The organism is Cupriavidus sp. PET2-C1 (assembly GCF_054515855.1).
Genome location: NZ_CM137259.1, coordinates 2,124,979 through 2,142,734 on the forward strand (window position 1 = coordinate 2,124,979; position 17,756 = coordinate 2,142,734).

Here is a 17,756-nt window from a genome sequence, read left to right on the forward strand (position 1 = left end):
CCGCCGACCCCGGCAATCATGCCGCCGGGGCCAGCGTCACCCGCGCCACGCGGCATGGCTGGCCGGTGCCATGCGCACCAGCCGCCCCGCTCGCCAATCAGGCCAATCAGCCAGCAAGCAACGCTGCGAACCGGTCGATATCGATGTTCCCGCCGCTGATGATGACACCCACGCGCTTGCCTTGCAGCTCTGCCTTCATGGCACGCGCGGCGGCAAAGCCGAGGCAGCCGGTGGGTTCCACCACCAGCTTCATGCGCGATGCGAAGAAGCGCATGCAGTCGACCAGCTCGTCGTCGGTCGCGGTAACGATGTCATCGACATCGCGGCGAATGATCTCGAACGTGTAGTTGCCAAGGTGCTGCGTCTGCGCGCCGTCGGCGATGGTCTTGGGGGTCTCGATATGCACGATCGAGCCAGTGCGGAACGACTGCTGGCCGTCGTTGCCGGCAGCAGGCTCCACGCCGTAGATCTTGCATTGCGGAGCCAGCGCGCGCGCGGACAGCGCGGAACCGGAGAGCAGCCCGCCGCCGCCAAGGCAGACGAACAGGGCATCCAGCTCGCCGGTTTCCTCGAACAACTCCTTGGCCGCGGTGCCCTGCCCGGCGATGACATCCGGGTGGTCATACGGCGGGATCAGGGTCAGGCCATGTTCCTCGGCCAGCTTGCGGCCGATGGCCTCGCGATCTTCCGTATAGCGGTCATAAATGACCACCTTGGCGCCGTAGCCCCGGGTCGCGGCCACCTTGGCGGCCGGCGCATCATGGGGCATCACGATCGTTGCGGGGACGCCGAGAATCGACGCCGCCAGCGCAATGCCTTGCGCGTGATTGCCCGACGAGTAAGTCACCACCCCCGCCCGCCTCTGGCGCTCGTCGAACTTCGAGACCGCATTGAAGGCGCCACGAAACTTGAAGGCGCCCATGCGCTGCAGGTTCTCGCACTTGAAGAAGAGCTCCGCGCCCACCTCCTTGTCCGCGGTGCGCGAGCGCATGACGGGGGTGCGGTGCGCGTAGCCCTCGAGCCGCCCGGCGGCGGCTGACACATCATCAAAGGTCGGTAGATTCAGCATGATCTTAAGTCTCGTTTGAGTAAAAAGGCTACCAGGGCCAGTGAATGCTGGTGCCAGCTTGCGCGGTGGCGGCTCGCCGCTGGAGCAGGCGGGCCACCGTCAGGTCCTGCAGCGCCAGGCCTGTCATGTCGAAGACGGTGATGTCGGTGTCGTGGCGCTCCACTTGCACCTTGCCGCCCAGCACGTCGCCGATTTCCGTGCACGGCGTGTCCGGCGCCCACTGCGTCTCGCCGATCTGGCGGGCCTGGGCCCGATCGTCGACGAACAGCCGCGCGCGCGCCAGCAGGCCGTCGGGCAACTCGCGCTTGCCGCGGGTGTCCGCGCCCACGCAGTTCAGGTGCGTTCCCGGCTGCACGGCTTGCAGGTCGAACAGCGCACCGCCGCCAGGCGTCGCGGTGATCACTACGTCGCTGCCCGCCACCGCCGCATTGCGATCAGGGGCATGGGAGATCTCACAGCGCTCGGCAAAGGCACGCTCGAACGCAGCGTCGGGCTGGCCCGTCACCGTAACGTATTGAACCTGCTTGAGCGAGGGCAGCTGCGCAAGGGCAAAGGTCAACTGAATCCGCGCCTGCACGCCAGTGCCGAACAGGCACAGGCGCTCGCTGTCCCGGCGCGCCAGCCACTGAAGCCCCAGGCCGCCGGCGGCACCGGTGCGCATCGTGGTGACGGCATTGCCATCGATCATGCACACTGGCCGCCCGGTTGCCGGATCGATCAGCATGATCGTGGCCTGATGCGGCTCGCCGCCCACCTCGCGGTTGGCCGGCCAGAAACCGGCCGCCTTGAAACCCAGCAGGCCTTGCGACTGGACGTCGCCGGACTTGATGCCGAACACGCCACCGGTCGCCAGCGGCTCCCGAACCAGCGGAAAGACACGGCCCTCGCCCTGGCTATGCAGGGCAAAGGCTTCGCTCACCGCCTCCATGGCATCCGCCGGCTGCAGCAGTGACTCGATCTGGTTCTTGTCGAGCAGGAGCAAACGCGCTTCACTTGGCATAGCTATACACCGTAGCCCGCGACACGCCGAGATGCAGCGCCACGATTTCCATGGCGCGGCGCACCTCCATGAATCCCGCCTCCTTGAGCTCGCGCAGCAACGCACGCCTGTCTTCGGCCTTGAGGGATCGCGGCGTGGTGGCCAGCCGCGCGGCAAACTGATCGATGCGGGCCCGGATGGCATCCGCGCCGGCCGGGTCGAGCGACTCCTTCATGGCCGCGCCCGCGTCCACACTGCCGAACTGGCCCAGCACGTTCTGCAAGCTGCGGAACAGCGTCAGGTCGACGTTCATGCACAGGGCAGCCACATAGCCTCCGGTCGAATCCTTGATGCCGATCGACGTGCTCTTGGCCTGCCGCCCGTCGGCGAACTGATTCGCATAATTGGCGATCACCTGCGGATACTCGGGGTCGGCGATCCGGGCAAGGCCCAGCTCGGTTGCGGGGTCTCCCACCTGCCGGCCCGACAGATTGTTATGGATGGCAAGAATGGCGTGCTTGGGGTCCAGCAGATCGTGAACAACCACCTCGCAAAAGGGCGCGAAGGTTTCGCTCAACCCTTGGGCCACCTGTTTGAGTTGCTCGAGCAGCGCTTGCTGCTCGGGCGTGCGTTCTGGGGTGCGTTTTTTCATATGGACAGGTTATCCAGATATAGATATTTTGTCAATATCGCGGCATCGGAATGGGCGCGTGGCGCCCCCGCCCCTCGCGCGCGGGCGCCGCGTCGTGGCCTTGCCTTGCCTTGCCTTGCCTTGCCTCTTGGACTTGCCTCAGGCCGGCTCGAAGCGGTCCCCCTTGAATACCCGCACTGGCGCGCCACGCTCCACCTGATGGTGCAGCAAGCGCCGCTGGGCGCGTTGGGCGAGTACGCTCTGGTCCGCCCGCTGCGCCAGCTTGTGCGCGATCAGCAACGTGGCAATGCGCTTGTTGGCATGCTGGCTGCGCTCGGACTGCACCCTGACGCTGATGCCGGTAGCCACATGGATGGCGCGCACGGCCGACTCGGTACGGTTCACGTGCTGCCCGCCTGGCCCCGAGGCCCGGCAGGTCTCAAAGCGGATCTCGCCCGCCAGGGCTGGCGACGGCGCAGCGCAACGCGCCACGCCAATAAACCAGTTCTTGCGCGCATGCCGGGGCCGGTAAGGGCTCGGGCAAGTCCATTGCACCGTGCCCTCCCACTGGCGCGCCAGGTCCGGCGCCGGCTCGCCGTCCAGGCTCACCAGCACCGAGCGCAGGGTGCCCGCGCGCTCGCCGCCCTCCTCATCGAGGATCTCGATCTGCACGCCGCAAAGCGCCGCCTCGTGCAGCAGGCGCCGGAGCGCCCGGCTGACTGCCAGGCAGCATTCGGATGGCCCTTGCGCCGCGGAAAGTTGTAGCAGGATCATCGGCAGCACTCCCCGCTGGTCTTGTACGTGAGCACGGGGCGCAGGCGCGCCAGCGGCCTTGCCAGGCCCGCGTCGCAAAGCGCCGCCACCACGCTGTCGATGGGCTTGTAGGCTTGCGGCGCCTCCTCATAGATCAACTGCCGGTCGCGGCAGATCACGCGGCTGTCAAAGCGCGTCCGGCTGAGTTGCTCGACGGTAAAGCGCCCCGACAAGCGGCTCTTGCACTCGCCGCGCATCCATTTGCGGCCCGCGCCGTGCGCCAGCGACAGCAAGCTGCGCGCATCGGCTACCGGCTCGACCAGGTAGCTGTAGTCCCCCCGCGAGCCCGGGATCACCACCGGCCCGGCGTCGGCCGGCGTGGCGCCCTTGCGGTGCAGCCAGCCGGCGGTGCCGTCGATCGTGGCCGCCGCCAGGAAGTTGTGGTTGACGTCGAGCACCCGCTCGCCGCCGCCACGCAGCCGGTCCAGCATGCGGCGCGCGACCAGCTCGCGGTTGCCCTGCGCGAAACGCAGCGCCTGTGCGTGCCGGGCCAGATAGTCGGCGCAATCCTGGCTGCCGCCGCTCAAGCCACTGTGGCCGAAGCGCTCGATATGGTCTTGCAGGATCGCCTGGCCGAGCCCACGCGAGCCGCTGTGCACCAGCAGCACCAGCCGGCGGCGGTCCAGCCCGAGCGCCGCCACAGCGGCTTCGTCGAGAATCTCGTCGATCTGCTGCACTTCGGCAAAGTGATTGCCCCCGCCGATCGTGCCCAGCGCGTGCTCGTGGCCCACGCCCTGAAGCGACTGGCTGGCCACGACCTGCGCCACGGCCTCGGCCCATGACGCGTCGAGCGGCCCATCGATGTTGCCGAGCCGCTTCTCCAGCTGGTCCGCGCCGATCCTGGTCGCGTCCAGCTCCGTGCGCCACAGCGCCATGCCGCAGCCGATGTCATTGCCGACCAGCGCAGGATAAAGCCGGCCGCTGGAGAAAAAGGCCGCGCCTACCGGATATCCCCGGCCAGGATGCAAGTCCGGCATGCCGGCGACTCGCTCCATGCCGGCGAGACTAGCGGTGTGATGAAGTTGTTGGATCGCGTTGCCTTCGATCCAGGTGTGGTCCGACGCGATCAGCGATACGCGCTCGGACAGATGCTTGATGCAATTGCCCATATACCATCCAGATAAGAGAAAGAATCTGATGTGGCAGGCCGGAGCCGGGCAATGCAACTCACCGCGCAGCGCGATGCCAATCTGGCAATGCGCCTGCGGGGCGGAACGATTAAACCTGGCGCGGCCTGCAAAGATGCATCGACGTTTTCATGGTGTGCTCTCCTTTGCAGTGCGGTTGATGAATGAAGGGAAACGATCGTAATGCGCAATGGCGTGATCTGGCAATGTCGATGATCAGATCAGTGCGTGCGGCTCATGCGGCTGTTGTCAGGCCGAGACACTTATCTGTCACGCCAGCGTCACGCCTTCATCACGCCACCGTCACGTGGCCCATGCATCGTAGCGGTCTTTCGACACCATTCTTCTCCGACATGCGCATCCTCCCGTCCGCGACCGTCATTGCCGTTATCGCCGTCACCGCTGCGGCCTGGGCATTGCCCGTCGCGGCCCAGGCCACAGCCCCTGCCGCTTACCCCGCCACCCTCGCCGGCCACGCCATCCTGCCCGCGCAGAGCTATATCGCCGCACCCAAGGACGCGCCGCAGGACCTGCAGGAGAGCGGCAAGTTCACCACCGGCGCGCGCGTGGAAAAGATCGGCGCGGTGGAAGGCCAGTCGAACAACCGGTCGACAGGCGTCTCGCTGCCCTTCAAGGGCCAGCCGCTGCAAGGCCATTCCGGCATCAAGCACATGGCGGACGGCAGCTTCTGGGTGCTGACCGACAATGGCGCCGGCAGCAAGGCCAACTCGCCGGACTTCATGCTCTACCTGAATCACTACAAGGTGGACTTCAAGAGCGGCAAGCTCCATCGCCTGGGCACCGTGTTCCTGCACGATCCGGACAAGAAGGTGCCCTTCCGCGTCGTCCACGAAGGCACCAAGCAACGCTACCTGACCGGTTCGGACTTCGACACGGAAAGCTTCCAGTTCGCCGGCGGCGCGCTGTGGATTGGCGACGAGTTTGGGCCCTTCCTGATCAAGGCCGACCTGCAAGGCAAGGTGCTGGCTGTGTACGACACGCTGGTCGACGGCAAGGTCGTCCGCTCGCCGGACCATCCCGCCGTGACCACGCCGGGCGTGCCGGGCGGCGCGGTGGACTTCCAGGTCAAGCGCTCCAAGGGCTTCGAAGGCATGGCCTCGTCACCGGACGGCAGCAAGCTCTACGCGCTGCTGGAAGGCCCCGTGTGGAACGCCGAAGCCAAGGATTTTGAACGTATCGGCGGCAAGGAAGCCCTGCGGGTGCTGGAGTTCGACACCCAGGCCGGCAAGTGGACGGGCCGCTCGTGGAAGTACCCGCTGGAAGCCAATGGCAACGCCATCGGCGACTTCAACATGATCGACGCCAGCACCGGCCTCATCATCGAGCGCGACAACGGCGAAGGCACGGCCGACAAAGCCTGCCCCGAAGGCCAGAAGCGCAACGACTGCTTCTCGGATATCGCCAAGTTCAAGCGCATCTACAAGATCGAACTGAGCGACGCCAATGCGGGCGGACCGGTGCGCAAGATCGGCTACATCGACCTGCTCAATATTGCCGACCCCGACAAGCTGGCCCGCAAGCCGCTCAACGAAGGCGTGCTCAAGTTCCCGTTTTTCACCATCGAGAACGTGGATGTGGTCGACCCCACCCATATCGTGGTCGGCAACGACAACAACCTGCCCTTCTCCAGCAGCCGCGAGCCTAACAAGGCCGACGACAATGAACTGGTGCTGCTTGAGGTCGGTGAGTTCCTGAAGGCGAAGTAATCGGCTTCATGGCAGTGCCGGCGCGTGAGCCGGCATGAATGGGTGTCCCCGGACTCGCGAGGACACCCATCCTGCCTACACCTCCAGCCATTCCTTGCGAATGGCGGCATTGGCCTTCAGGTCCCCGGGCGTGCCTTCGAACACGATGTGCCCGTGCCCCATCACATAGACCCGCTGCGAAATATCCAGCGCAATCGCCAGTTTCTGCTCGATCAGCAGCACCGACACGCCGCGCTCCTTCAGGACCTTCAGGTAGTCGCCCACCAGCGCGACGATCATCGGAGCCAGCCCTTCGGTAGGCTCGTCGATCAGCACCAGGTCGGGGTCGCCCATCAGGGTGCGGCATAGCGTGAGCATCTGCTGCTCGCCGCCGGAGAGCACGCCGGCGGACGTATTCTCGCGCTCCTTCAGGCGCGGGAACATGTTGTACATGTCCTGCACCGTCCAGCGGGGCTTGGACTGGCGCGGATTGCGCTTTTCCCCGAGCTGCAGGTTCTGGCGCACCGTGAGCGTGGGAAAGATATCGCGGTTCTCCGGCACGTAGCCCACGCCCAGGTGGGCGATCTCGAAGGTGCGCCGCCCGAGGATCTCTTCGTCGCGAAAGCGCACCGAGCCCTCCGCCTTGACCATGCCGAGGATGGCCTTGGCCATGGTCGAGCGCCCTACCCCGTTGCGGCCCAGCAGCGCGACGATCTCGCCTTCGTCGATATGCGCGTCGACGCCGTGGAGGATATGGCTCTTGCCGTAGTAGGCGTGCAGGCCCTGCACGTCCAGCATGCGCTTGCCCATCAGTGCGCTCCCTCAGTAGCAGGTTCGTCCAGGGTCGTGCCCAGGTAGGCTTCCTTGACCTTGCGGTTGGCGCGGATGGCCTCGGGCGTATCAGTGGCGATGACCTCGCCGTAGACCAGCACCGAGATCCGGTCGGCCAGCCCGAACACCACGCTCATGTCGTGCTCCACCATCACCAGGGTCTTGCCCACGGTGACGCGGCGGATCAGTTCCACCGCATGGTCGGACTCCGAGCGGCTCATGCCGGCCGTGGGCTCGTCCAGCAGGATCACCTCGGCGCCGCCAGCGATCGTGATGCCGATCTCCAGCGCGCGCTGTTCCGCATAGGTCAGCAGGCTCGCCTGCGTGCTGTGGCGATGCTGCAGGCCGATCAGCTCCAGCACTTCGTCCGCCCGCTCGCGCGCGTCGCGCAGCTCGGACAGGCGATGCCAGAACGAATACTTGTAGCCCAATGACCAGAGCACCGCGCAGCGCAGGTTCTCGAACACCGACAAGCGGTGAAAGATGTTGGTGATCTGGAAGCTGCGCGACAGCCCCATGCGGTTGATCACGAAAGGCTGCAGCCCGCCGATCTCCTGGCCATTCAGCCTGACCGTGCCCGAGCTTGGCGCGAAGCGCCCCGAGATCAGGTTGAAGGTGGTCGATTTACCGGCGCCGTTGGGGCCGATCAGCGCATGCCGCTCCCCCTTGGGGATGCTCAGGTTGACGCCCCGGATGATTTCGGTCTGGCCGAATTTCTTGCGTACGTCGTTCAGTTCCAGTGCGGCGCTCATGCCGTGCCTCCCGCCATTTCGGCCTGTACCTTGTCCCACGTGGCGCGCACCCGCGCGCGCGCAGCGCGGCAAGCCAGGAGGCCGGCCACCCACAACGCTGCGGCCACCAGCCACGGCTTCACCGTAGCGGCGTCGAAGCCGATGCGCAACAGCGACATCTCGGTGCCGTTGGCGCTATCCACCTGCACCTTGTAGACCAGCTCCACGGTGAGGATCACCGCGGCGAGCAGCACCAGCCCGGCAGCCGCGGCGCGGCCGTAGTCGGGCAACATGGCGCGCAGCTTGCCGCGCGCGAGCAGCGGTACCTGCATCATCAGCAAGCTGGCGATGCCGCCCGGCACGAACATGACCATCAGCACGAAAAACAAGCCGAGGTACAGCAGCCAGGCCTTGGTCAGGTCCGACAGCGCAACCGCGAACAGGATGAACACCACCGCGCCGATCACCGGGCCGAAGAACACGCCCGCGCCGCCGATGAAGGCCGCCAGCAGCACCCCGCCGGAGCGCACCGCACTGACGTTCTCGGCCGACACGATCTCGAAGTTGATGGCCGACAGCGCGCCCGAGATGCCGGCGAAGAACGCCGACAGGATCAGCACCAGGTAGCGCACGCGCTGCGTGTTGTAGCCGATGAATTCCACCCGCTCCGGGTTGTCGCGCACCGCGTTGGCGATGCGGCCAAGCGGCGTCTGGGTCCAGGCGTACATGGCGGCCATGGACAGCAGGCACCACACCGCGATCAGGTAATACACCTGGCGGCCGGGCCCGTAGGTGATGCCGAACACGGGATCGCCCACCATGCGGTTGGTGGAGATGCCGCCCTCGCCGCCGAAGAAATCCGGAAACATCAGCGAGCTGGCAAATACCATCTCCCCGATGCCCATGGTGATCATCGCAAAGGTGGTGCCGGACTTCTTGGTGGTGACGTAGCCGAACAGCACGCCGAAAAAGGCGCCGGCCAGGCCGCCAATCACCGGCAGCAGCGAGACTGGCAGCCATACCTTGCCCGCCCCCACCATATTGAGCACGTGGATGGCGATGAAGGCGCCCAACCCGGCGTACACCGCATGGCCGAACGACAACATGCCGGTCTGCCCGAGCAGCATGTTGTAGGACAGCGCGAAGATAATCATGATGCCCATCTGGGACATCAGCGTGATGGCGAACCCGCCGGTGAAGAACAGCGGCATCACCAGCATCAGGGCCGCGGTCAGGCCCCAGATCGCCCAGCGTGCCAGGTTCATCGGGCGGTAGCGCATGGTGCGGCCGGTCACAACCGTCTCGCGGCGTTGTTGCATTGTCGTCTCCATGCTCATGCTATCAACCCTCCCTCGTGCCCATCAAACCACGCGGGCGGAAGATCAGCATCACCACCAGCAACAGATACGGCAGTACCGGGGCAACCTGCGCCACCGTGAGCTTCCATAGCGAAGACAGCGGCGTGCTGTCGGTAACCTGCAGGCCGATCGAGCCCAACAGGCCGGCCAGCGAGGCGTCAAGCGTGACGGCAAAGGTTTGCAGCACGCCGATCAGCAGCGAGGCAATGAACGCCCCCACTAAAGACCCCATGCCGCCCACCACCGCCACCACGAAGATGATCGACCCCACCGCCGCCGCCATCGATGGCTCGGTGATAAAGGCATTGCCGCCGATCACGCCGGCCAGCCCCGCCAGCGCGGCGCCACCACCGAACACCATCATGAACACGCGCGGCACATTATGGCCAAGCGCCTCAACCATTTCCGGATGCGTCAGCGCGGCCTGGATCACCAGCCCGATGCGGGTGCGGGTGAGCACCAGGTAGATCGCCACCAGCATGGCCAGCGACACCAGCATCATGAAGGCGCGGTACTTGGGGAACGAGGAGGTGAATACGGTAAACAGCGGCCCGTCCAGCTCTGCCGGGATGCGGTAGGGTACGGCGGCAAGGCCCCATACCAGCTTCACGCCTTCCTCGATCAGGTAAGCCAGGCCGAAGGTGAACAGCAGTTCCGCCACGTGCCCGAACTTGTGCACGGTGCGCAGCCCGAAGCGCTCCACCAGCGCGCCAGCGCCGGCCACCAGCAGCGGCGCGAAGATCAGCGCGGGCCAGAAACCGATCTTGCTGGCAATGGTGTAGGCAAAGTACGCGCCCAGCATGTAGAAGCTGGCGTGCGCGAAGTTCAGCACGCCCATCATGCTGAAGATCAGCGTAAGCCCGGAAGAGAGCATGAACAGCAGCAGCCCGTAGCTGACGCCGTTCAGTAGGGAAATGACGAAGAATTCCACAACTTATCCTTCATTCTGATGCACGTGGCCAGTTGGCGGCCACCGATCGGCCGGCCGTAGAACGGGCGCGCGCGGGTGAGCGCCGCCCACCCGAAAGCGGCATGCGCCGCGCCGGGTCGACCGAAGTATGCAGGATCGGCTGGCGCGCCGGAACTGGCCGCGCCAGCCGCCGCGCGCGGGCTTAGCCCGGGCGCTTCATCTGGCAGGAAGTCGGCTGCGCTGCCACGTACTGGTCCATCAGCGCATCGGTCTTCCAGCCAAAGCCGGTGTTTTCCTGATCGAACTTGACCTCCTTGCCGTCAACCTTGGTCCAGGTAGCCACCACCAGCGATTGCTGGGCCTGGTGATCCGAGCCGCGCATCTCCACCGTGCCGTTCAGGCTTTCGGCCTTGATGCCTTCGAGCGCCTTGGCCACCTTGACCGGATCCGTCGACTTGACGTCCGTGAACGCCTTGCCCAGCATGGCGATGCCGGTGTACGCGGCCATCACGTAGAAGTCATCGTTGTACTTCTTCTTGAAGCCTTCGATGATATCGCCGCCCTTGAAGCCCTTGTTGTTGGGGTTGTAGTAGCCGACGTACTTGACGTGCCCGGCTTCCGACGCACCCATGGCGGTCGGCACGCCGGTGGTGCCGGCGTAGTAGGTGTAGTAGTTGGTGGTCAGGCCCGCGTCCTTGCCGGCCTTGATCAGCAGCGCAAGGTCGCTGCCCCAGTTGCCGGTGATCACCGTGTCGGCCCCTGAGGCCTTGATCTTGGCCGCATAAGGGGCAAAGTCCTTGACCTGTGCCAGCGGGTGCAGGTCTTCGCCGACGATCTGGATGTCCGGGCGCTTGCGTTTCAGGTAGTCCTTGGCGGCGCGCGCCACCTGGTGGCCGAAGGAGTAGTTCTGGTTGATCAGGTAGACCTTCTTGACGCCGGGATCCTTGGCCAGGTAAGTGGTCAGCGCCTCCATCTTCATGTCGGAGTTGGCGTCCAGGCGGAAGTGCCAGTAGTTGCACTTGCCGTTGGTCATGTCCGGGTCCACCGCGGCGTAGTTCAGGTAGATGATCTCCTTGCCCGGATTGCGCTCATTGTGCTTGGCCACCGCGTCTTCCAGCGCCAGGCCCACTGAGGAGCCGTTGCCCTGCACGATATAGCGGATGCCCTGGTCCACCGCCTGCTTGAGGATGGTCAGGCTTTCCTGCGGCGAGAGCTTGTTGTCAAAGCCAACCACTTCGAACTTGTTCCCGCCCCCCCAGTTCTTCTGGTTGGCGATGTCCGCGACGAACTGCCAGCTCTTCAGCTGGTTCTGCCCCACCGGCGCCATCAGGCCGGACAGCGGGTCGATAAAGGCGATCTTCACCGTATCGGCAGCCGCGACCCCGGAACCCATTGCCGCGAAAATGGCCGTGGCGGCCACGAGCGGACGCAATCTGATCATGCTTGTCTCCTTCAGTCTTATTGTTGGCTGTGGTTGATCCCGATTCGCGGTGGCGCTCTCTCCCAAGACCGCGCGCGCCGCGAACCTGTCCTGCAATCGCCGGCATCAATGGCCGGCAAGCATTGGCGGCTCTATGGCCGCCTTGGGGTCAGGCCGCCGGCAGGCGGTAGTCCTTGAACTGCTCGCGCAGCTTGAGTTTCTGCATCTTGCCGGTAGCGGTGAGCGGAATCTCGGTGACAAAGGCAACGTCGTCGGGGATCCACCATTTGGCGACCTTGCCTTCGAAGTACTTCAGCAATTCCTCGCGCGTCACCTCGGCGCCGGGTTTCTTCATCACCACCAGCAGCGGGCGCTCGTCCCACTTGGGGTGATAGCAGGAAATGCAGGCCGCCATATGCACCGCCGGGTGGGCGGCCGCCACGTTCTCGATATCGATCGAGGAGATCCACTCGCCGCCGGACTTGATCACGTCCTTGCTGCGGTCGGTGATCTGCATGTAGCCCTCGGGGTCGATGGTGGCCACGTCGCCCGTGGGGAACCAGCCGTCCACCAGCGGCGACGCGTCGTTGCGGTAGTAGTGCTCGATCACCCAGGGGCCGCGCACGTGCAGGTCGCCGAACGCCTTGCCATCCCAGGGCAGCTCGTTGCCGTCGCCGTCGACGATCTTCATGTCCACGCCGTAGATCACGCGGCCCTGCTTTTCCTGGATTTTCTGCTGCTCGTCGTCCGGCAGGTCGTGGTGGCGCGCCAGCAGCTTGCAGGAAGTGCCCAGCGGGGACATCTCCGTCATGCCCCAGGCGTGGATGGTCTCCACGCCGAGCGCCTTGAGCGCGCGGATCATGGCGGGCGGCGCCGCCGAGCCGCCGATCACGGTGCGATGAAAGGTGGAGAACTTGAGATTGTTGGCCTGCACATGCTGCAGCAGGCCCAGCCATACCGTGGGCACGCCGGCCGAGAAGGTCACCTTCTCGTTCTCGAACAGCTCGTAGACCGAGGCGCCGTCGAGCTTGGCGCCCGGCAGCACCAGCTTGGCGCCCACCAGCGGCACCGAATACGGCAGGCCCCAGGCGTTGACGTGGAACATCGGCACCACGGGCAGGATCACGTCACGCGCCGAGCAGCCCAGCGCGTCCGGCAGCGCCGATGCGTAGGAGTGCAGCACGGTGGAGCGATGCGAATACAGCGCGCCCTTGGGGTTGCCGGTGGTGCCGGAGGTGTAGCACAGGCTGGAGGCCGTGTTCTCATCGAACTGCGGCCACGTGTAGTTGCCGTCCTGCGCGTCGATCAGGTCCTCGTAGCACAGCAGCGGCACCTTGGGCTCCGCCGGCATGTGCGAGCGGTCGCTCATCATCACCCAGCCCTTCACGCCCGGGCAGTGCGCCGCCACGCCTTCGACCAGCGGGAGGAAGGTGGCATCGAAGAACACGTACTGGTCTTCGGCATGGTTGATGATGTAGGCGACCTGCTCGGGGAACAGGCGCGGGTTGACGGTATGGCATACCGCTCCCGAGCCCGATACGCCGTAGTAGATCTCCAGGTGACGATAGCCATTCCAGGCCAGCGTGCCAACACGGTCGCCCGACTGCACGCCCAGCGCGGCGATGGCCTGGGCCAGCTTGCGCGAGCGCAGCTCGCAATCGCGGTAGGTATAACGGTGCAGATCGCCTTCGGTCCGTCGCGAGACGATTTCCGTGCCGCCATAGTGGCGTGCGGCGTGCTTGATGATGGAGGAAATGAGCAGGGGTTCGCTCATCATTTGACCCATCAATGCCATGGAATAGTCTCCTGTGATTTTCGAAATCCGTCAAAAAAACGAACAACCGTTCTATTTTTGGGCCGATTGTTGCCATCCATTGATGAAACGTCAACGGGAATCCGTTGTGCAGCGCCATATCCGGGAGGCCGGCGGGCTGCACCCCGGCCCCATGGCGGTGCGCCGGGGGCGGGATTCAAGGGATATCCGGAAACATTGTGGTGACAACGACGGTCAGAGATGCAAATGACGGCGTGGAAGTACAATAACGCCTGCCATGTTGCACCTCAACATGTCGTTTTCCCTAGCCTGCAAGCGCACTTGCGCGAAATCCGACATGCCGGCGCTGCACCGCCCAGCCACCCATAGTGATGCCCCAGTGACCTCTCCCGAGCCAACCGACGCCCCCCAAGCCTTGCCAGACACCGCCGGCCCCGCCCCATTGAATGCTGCCGAGCCGCGGCCGCCGTTCACTGCCGTGCCTGGCTTTGCCGAGCTCGGCCCGCGCTTCTTTACACGGCTCGCGCCGACGCCGCTACCCTCCCCCAGGCTGGTCAGCGTGTCGGCCGGCGCGGCCGGGTTGCTGGGCTGGGATGCGGATGCCGCAACGCAGCGTAGCTTCATCGAAACTTTTGCAGGAAATCACGTGCCCGAGTGGGCCGATCCCCTCGCCAGCGTGTACTCCGGCCATCAGTTCGGGGTCTGGGCGGGACAGTTGGGCGACGGCCGGGCGATACGCCTGGCCGAGGCGCGCACCGCCTCCGGCCCCTGGGAAATCCAGCTCAAGGGCGCCGGCATGACGCCCTACTCGCGCATGGCCGATGGCCGCGCCGTGCTGCGCTCCTCGATCCGCGAATACCTGTGCTCCGAGGCAATGCAGGCGCTGGGCGTGCCCACCACGCGCGCCATGTGCATCATCGGCTCCGACGCCCCGGTGCGCCGCGAGACCATCGAGACCGCCTCCGTGGTGACGCGCCTGGCGCCGTCCTTTATCCGCTTTGGCCATTTCGAGCATTTCGCGGCCCGCGAGGACCTCGGCTCGCTGCGCCAGCTGGCGGATTTCGTGATCGACCGCTTCATGCCCGAATGCCGCGAGGACAAGCAGCCCTACCAGGCGCTGCTGCGTGAAGTCTCCCTGCGCACCGCCGACCTGATGGCCAGGTGGCAGGCCGTGGGCTTCTGCCATGGCGTGATGAACACCGACAATATGTCGATCCTCGGGCTGACCATCGACTACGGGCCCTTTGGCTTCCTCGATGCGTTCGACGCCAACCACATCTGCAACCATTCCGATTCGCAAGGCCGCTATGCCTATAGCCAGCAGCCGCAGGTTGCGTTCTGGAACCTGCACTGCCTGGCCCAGGCGCTGATGCCGCTGTGGCGAGAGGGCGATGGCAACGCCGACGCCGAAACCAGCAAAGTGGCCACCGATGCCGCGGTAGAAGCCGCGCGCGCCGCGCTGGATCCGTTCCGCGAACGCTATGCCGCGGCCTTCTTCCAGCAATACCGGGACAAGCTCGGCCTGCGCCCGACAGGCGGCCCCGATGCCGACGACGAGCCGCTGCTGACCGACCTGTTCCAGCTGCTGCACGCCCAGCGCGTGGACTACACCTTGTTTTGGCGCAACCTCGCCCGCATCTCCTGCGCCGATGGCAGCCAGGATGCCCCGGTGCGTGACCTGTTCCTGGACCGCGCGGCGTGGGATGCCTGGGCCGAGGCCTACCGCGCCCGCCTGCGTGCCGAGAACTCCGTTGACGCCGTGCGCGCGGTGGCCATGCTGGCGGTCAACCCGAAGTACGTGCTGCGCAACCACCTGGCCGAAACCGCCATCCAGCGCGCGCGCGAGAACGACTTCAGCGAGGTGGACCGCTTGCTGGCCGTGCTGTCGCGCCCGTTCGACGAGCAGCCGGAGGCCGAGGGCTATGCCGCGCTGCCGCCGGACTGGGCAGCCGGGCTGGAAGTGAGCTGCTCGTCGTGAAGGCGCGGCGCCACTGCAAGCACTGTAAGGTTTGACTGGCAAGAAACGACCAACCGGCCTTGGGTGACGAAAAGCGGGCTGCGCAACCAGCTGTGCGCCCGCCGAGCCTCCCGGCCAACGAGAAAGGAAAGCCGATTATGACCACGCACAAGACTGAAGCCGAGTGGCGCGAGCAACTCTCCGACATCGAGTACCGCGTTGCCCGCGAAGCCGCCACCGAGCGGCCCTTCACCGGCCGCTACTGGGATCACTGGGAACGCGGCACTTACCGTTGTGTCGGCTGCGGCACGCCGCTGTTCGAAGCCAGCACCAAGTTTGACGCCGGTTGCGGCTGGCCAAGCTACTTCCGCCCGATCAACGGCGAGGTGATCGACGAGCACACCGACCACACGCACGGCATGGTCCGGGTAGAGGTTCGCTGCAAGGAATGCGGCAGCCATCTTGGCCACGTTTTCGAAGATGGCCCCGCACCCACCGGTTTGCGCTACTGCATCAACTCGGCTGCGCTAAAATTCGACCAGCGCGACCCCGCCGACCTCAACGCGGGTGACGCCGCGCCGACATCGCCCGACACGCCGCGCTAAGCCCGAACCGCCCGCGCGGCGGTTCGCCGCCAACCTAGCCTTCGACCTTGCGTCGCTCAATCCTGTTCGCATGAAATTCCTGTTCGACCTGTTTCCGGTCATCCTGTTCTTCGTCGCCTTCAAGTTCGCTGGCATCTATGCCGCCACCGGCGTGGCGATCGCCGCCACCGTGGTGCAGATCGGCTGGGTCTGGCTGCGCCACCGCAAGGTCGAGCCGATGCAGTGGGTCAGCCTGGTGATCATCTCGGTGTTCGGCGGCGCCACGCTGCTGCTGCATAACGAGACCTTCATCAAGTGGAAGCCCACCGTGCTGTACTGGCTGTTCGCCGCCACGCTGACCCTGTCGGCGCTGATCTGGCGCAAGAACCTGATCCGCGCCATGCTGGGCAAGCAGGTCACCATGCCGGAAGCCGCCTGGGGCAAGCTCAACGCCGCCTGGGCCGCTTTCTTCGCCGTGATGGGCGTGGTCAACCTCTATGTGGCCTACCAGTTCTCCACCGACGCCTGGGTCAACTTCAAGCTGTTCGGCAGCATGGGCCTGATGTTGGTGTTCATCCTGGCACAAAGCGTCTGGCTGTCCCGCCACATGCAGGAAAATACCCCCGAGTAAGCGCACCGGCGGGCCCTGCCCGCCGCGCCTGCCTCGATTGATCTCCCGGCTCCGGCCGGGCCCCACCAGGATACGCATTCACCGATGGCCGCAGAACCCGCACAAATCGAAGCCCTGCTGCGCGCAGCCCTTTCGCCCTCCAGCGTCGAAGTACGCGACGACAGCGCGCTGCATGCCGGCCACGCCGGCGCCGCCTCCGGTGGCGGGCATTACCACGTCACCATCGTCAGCGCGCAATTTGCCGGCAGCACCCGGGTGGCGCGCCATCGCATGGTGTATGATGCGCTGCGCGATCTATTCCCCGCGCAAATCCACGCGCTGGCGGTGACCGCGCTGACTGACCAAGAACTTGAATCCCGCGAAACCTCCCGCGATTCCTCGAGCAACTCTCAGATCTGATTCCATGAAGACCACAGTCCTCTCGTTCAGCCTGGCGGCTGTGCTTGCCGCTGGCAGCTTGCCCGCCCTCGCCCAGAACGCCGCCGTCGTGAATGGCAAGGCGATCCCCTCGGCCAAGCTGGACAAGCTCGTAGCCGGCACCGGACAGCCTCCCAGCGCAGAACTGCGCGACCGTGCCCGCACCATGCTGATCGACCGTGAGCTGCTGCTGCAGGAAGCCAACAAGCGCGGCCTGACCCAGCGCGACGACCTGCAGGAACAGCTGGAACAAGCCAAGCTGAACGTGCTGGCCGGTGCCGTGTTCGAGGACTACGTCAAGACCCACGGCGCCAGCGACGACGAACTGCGCAAGCAGTACGACAAGATCAAGTCCCAGTTCGGCAGCGGCAAGGAATACCACGCCCGCCACATCCTGGTCGAGAAGGAAGCCGACGCGCGCGCCATCATCGCCAAGATCAAGGCCGGCGCCAAGTTCGAAGACATGGCCAAGGCCTCGTCCAAGGACCCGGGCTCCGCAGCCAACGGCGGCGACCTCGACTGGGCCAACAGCAGCAGCTACGTGCCGGAGTTCTCGGCCGCCATGACCGCGCTGAAGAAGGGCCAGATGACCGAAACCCCGGTCAAGACCCAGTTCGGCTGGCACATCATCCAGCTCGACGACACCCGCGACGCCAAGATCCCGACGTTCGAGGAAGTCAAGCCGCAGCTGGTGCAGATGCTGATGGGCGACCAGAACTGGCAGCGCGAGCAGTTCCAGGCAATGATGAAGTCGCTCAAGGACAAGGCCAAGATCCAGTAAATGGAATCAGCCTTGCCGTGACGGGAAAACCGGCGCC

Annotated in this window: 18 protein-coding genes; 7 read left to right on the top strand and 11 right to left on the bottom strand. The window is 65.3% G+C overall.

All coding sequences use genetic code 11. The features are described from left to right. Positions 1-106: 106 nt before the first annotated feature. The 5 genes from ACX12D_RS09620 to ACX12D_RS09640 form a co-directional block, all read right to left on the bottom strand. Positions 107-1,069: a threo-3-hydroxy-L-aspartate ammonia-lyase gene (locus tag ACX12D_RS09620; RefSeq protein ID WP_459373835.1), complete on the bottom strand. Its 963-nt coding sequence runs from the start codon at positions 1,067-1,069 to the stop codon at positions 107-109. Positions 1,070-1,097: 28 nt separating this feature from the next. Then, positions 1,098-2,069 (bottom strand): ornithine cyclodeaminase family protein, encoded by a 972-nt coding sequence (locus ACX12D_RS09625; protein ID WP_459373836.1) that lies wholly within the window; start codon positions 2,067-2,069, stop codon positions 1,098-1,100. After that, entirely contained in the window at positions 2,059-2,700 is a 642-nt protein-coding gene (locus ACX12D_RS09630) for a helix-turn-helix transcriptional regulator (RefSeq protein ID WP_043346649.1), read from the bottom strand. The genes ACX12D_RS09625 and ACX12D_RS09630 overlap by 11 nt, the downstream gene beginning before the upstream one ends. 138 nt (positions 2,701-2,838) lie before the next feature. Continuing rightward, positions 2,839-3,453 (bottom strand): peptide chain release factor H, encoded by a 615-nt coding sequence (gene prfH / locus ACX12D_RS09635; protein WP_459373837.1) that lies wholly within the window; start codon positions 3,451-3,453, stop codon positions 2,839-2,841. Beyond that, a complete protein-coding gene (locus ACX12D_RS09640; RefSeq protein WP_459373838.1) occupies positions 3,450-4,601 on the bottom strand; it encodes an RNA ligase RtcB family protein in 1,152 nt (383 codons plus the stop codon). Before ACX12D_RS09640 ends, prfH begins: the two co-directional genes overlap by 4 nt. A gap of 51 nt (positions 4,602-4,652) precedes the next feature. On the opposite strand from ACX12D_RS09640, the gene ACX12D_RS09645 reads away from it, so the two are divergent. Further along, positions 4,653-4,787, top strand: coding sequence for a hypothetical protein (locus ACX12D_RS09645; protein ID WP_441634840.1), 135 nt, complete (start codon positions 4,653-4,655; stop codon positions 4,785-4,787). Positions 4,788-4,972: 185 nt separating this feature from the next. Continuing rightward, positions 4,973-6,346, top strand: coding sequence for an esterase-like activity of phytase family protein (locus ACX12D_RS09650; RefSeq protein WP_459373839.1), 1,374 nt, complete (start codon positions 4,973-4,975; stop codon positions 6,344-6,346). 75 nt (positions 6,347-6,421) lie between these two features. On the opposite strand, the gene ACX12D_RS09655 is transcribed toward ACX12D_RS09650, so the two are convergent. The 6 genes from ACX12D_RS09655 to ACX12D_RS09680 form a co-directional block, all read right to left on the bottom strand. After that, positions 6,422-7,135: an ABC transporter ATP-binding protein gene (locus tag ACX12D_RS09655; protein ID WP_043346656.1), complete on the bottom strand. Its 714-nt coding sequence runs from the start codon at positions 7,133-7,135 to the stop codon at positions 6,422-6,424. After that, on the bottom strand, positions 7,135-7,908 hold the full coding sequence (locus ACX12D_RS09660) for an ABC transporter ATP-binding protein (protein ID WP_043346660.1): 774 nt from the start codon (positions 7,906-7,908) through the stop codon (positions 7,135-7,137). The genes ACX12D_RS09655 and ACX12D_RS09660 overlap by 1 nt, the downstream gene beginning before the upstream one ends. Then, positions 7,905-9,218, bottom strand: coding sequence for a branched-chain amino acid ABC transporter permease (locus ACX12D_RS09665; protein ID WP_459373840.1), 1,314 nt, complete (start codon positions 9,216-9,218; stop codon positions 7,905-7,907). Before ACX12D_RS09665 ends, ACX12D_RS09660 begins: the two co-directional genes overlap by 4 nt. A gap of 10 nt (positions 9,219-9,228) precedes the next feature. Continuing rightward, positions 9,229-10,176, bottom strand: a complete 948-nt coding sequence (locus ACX12D_RS09670; protein WP_459373841.1) for a branched-chain amino acid ABC transporter permease — start codon at positions 10,174-10,176, stop codon at positions 9,229-9,231. A 181-nt stretch (positions 10,177-10,357) separates the two neighbouring features. After that, a complete protein-coding gene (locus ACX12D_RS09675) occupies positions 10,358-11,596 on the bottom strand; it encodes a branched-chain amino acid ABC transporter substrate-binding protein (RefSeq protein ID WP_416048681.1) in 1,239 nt (412 codons plus the stop codon). Between the two features lie 148 nt (positions 11,597-11,744). Further along, positions 11,745-13,370, bottom strand: coding sequence for a 3-(methylthio)propionyl-CoA ligase (locus ACX12D_RS09680; RefSeq protein WP_459373842.1), 1,626 nt, complete (start codon positions 13,368-13,370; stop codon positions 11,745-11,747). A 316-nt stretch (positions 13,371-13,686) separates the two neighbouring features. On the opposite strand from ACX12D_RS09680, the gene ACX12D_RS09685 reads away from it, so the two are divergent. The 5 genes from ACX12D_RS09685 (at position 13,687) to ACX12D_RS09705 (ending at position 17,719) form a co-directional block, all read left to right on the top strand. After that, on the top strand, positions 13,687-15,327 hold the full coding sequence (locus ACX12D_RS09685) for a protein adenylyltransferase SelO (RefSeq protein WP_459373989.1): 1,641 nt from the start codon (positions 13,687-13,689) through the stop codon (positions 15,325-15,327). 137 nt (positions 15,328-15,464) lie between these two features. Further along, a complete protein-coding gene (gene msrB / locus ACX12D_RS09690; protein ID WP_043346672.1) occupies positions 15,465-15,911 on the top strand; it encodes a peptide-methionine (R)-S-oxide reductase MsrB in 447 nt (148 codons plus the stop codon). A gap of 70 nt (positions 15,912-15,981) precedes the next feature. Continuing rightward, on the top strand, positions 15,982-16,521 hold the full coding sequence (locus ACX12D_RS09695) for a septation protein A (protein WP_045236319.1): 540 nt from the start codon (positions 15,982-15,984) through the stop codon (positions 16,519-16,521). Between the two features lie 84 nt (positions 16,522-16,605). Then, positions 16,606-16,920: a BolA family protein gene (locus tag ACX12D_RS09700; protein WP_459373843.1), complete on the top strand. Its 315-nt coding sequence runs from the start codon at positions 16,606-16,608 to the stop codon at positions 16,918-16,920. A gap of 4 nt (positions 16,921-16,924) precedes the next feature. Continuing rightward, positions 16,925-17,719, top strand: a complete 795-nt coding sequence (locus ACX12D_RS09705) for a peptidylprolyl isomerase (RefSeq protein WP_150990285.1) — start codon at positions 16,925-16,927, stop codon at positions 17,717-17,719. The last annotated feature ends 37 nt before the right edge of the window (positions 17,720-17,756 follow it).

Coding starts and splice junctions, on each gene's coding strand:
- ACX12D_RS09620 (WP_459373835.1), bottom strand. CDS start 1,069: ATGCTGAATCTACCGACCTTTGATGATGTGTCAGCCGCCGCCGGGCGG.
- ACX12D_RS09625 (WP_459373836.1), bottom strand. CDS start 2,069: ATGCCAAGTGAAGCGCGTTTGCTCCTGCTCGACAAGAACCAGATCGAG.
- ACX12D_RS09630 (WP_043346649.1), bottom strand. CDS start 2,700: ATGAAAAAACGCACCCCAGAACGCACGCCCGAGCAGCAAGCGCTGCTC.
- prfH (WP_459373837.1), bottom strand. CDS start 3,453: ATGATCCTGCTACAACTTTCCGCGGCGCAAGGGCCATCCGAATGCTGC.
- ACX12D_RS09640 (WP_459373838.1), bottom strand. CDS start 4,601: ATGGGCAATTGCATCAAGCATCTGTCCGAGCGCGTATCGCTGATCGCG.
- ACX12D_RS09645 (WP_441634840.1), top strand. CDS start 4,653: ATGCAACTCACCGCGCAGCGCGATGCCAATCTGGCAATGCGCCTGCGG.
- ACX12D_RS09650 (WP_459373839.1), top strand. CDS start 4,973: ATGCGCATCCTCCCGTCCGCGACCGTCATTGCCGTTATCGCCGTCACC.
- ACX12D_RS09655 (WP_043346656.1), bottom strand. CDS start 7,135: ATGGGCAAGCGCATGCTGGACGTGCAGGGCCTGCACGCCTACTACGGC.
- ACX12D_RS09660 (WP_043346660.1), bottom strand. CDS start 7,908: ATGAGCGCCGCACTGGAACTGAACGACGTACGCAAGAAATTCGGCCAG.
- ACX12D_RS09665 (WP_459373840.1), bottom strand. CDS start 9,218: ATGGAGACGACAATGCAACAACGCCGCGAGACGGTTGTGACCGGCCGC.
- ACX12D_RS09675 (WP_416048681.1), bottom strand. CDS start 11,596: ATGATCAGATTGCGTCCGCTCGTGGCCGCCACGGCCATTTTCGCGGCA.
- ACX12D_RS09680 (WP_459373842.1), bottom strand. CDS start 13,370: ATGGCATTGATGGGTCAAATGATGAGCGAACCCCTGCTCATTTCCTCC.
- ACX12D_RS09685 (WP_459373989.1), top strand. CDS start 13,687: ATGCCGGCGCTGCACCGCCCAGCCACCCATAGTGATGCCCCAGTGACC.
- msrB (WP_043346672.1), top strand. CDS start 15,465: ATGACCACGCACAAGACTGAAGCCGAGTGGCGCGAGCAACTCTCCGAC.
- ACX12D_RS09695 (WP_045236319.1), top strand. CDS start 15,982: ATGAAATTCCTGTTCGACCTGTTTCCGGTCATCCTGTTCTTCGTCGCC.
- ACX12D_RS09700 (WP_459373843.1), top strand. CDS start 16,606: ATGGCCGCAGAACCCGCACAAATCGAAGCCCTGCTGCGCGCAGCCCTT.
- ACX12D_RS09705 (WP_150990285.1), top strand. CDS start 16,925: ATGAAGACCACAGTCCTCTCGTTCAGCCTGGCGGCTGTGCTTGCCGCT.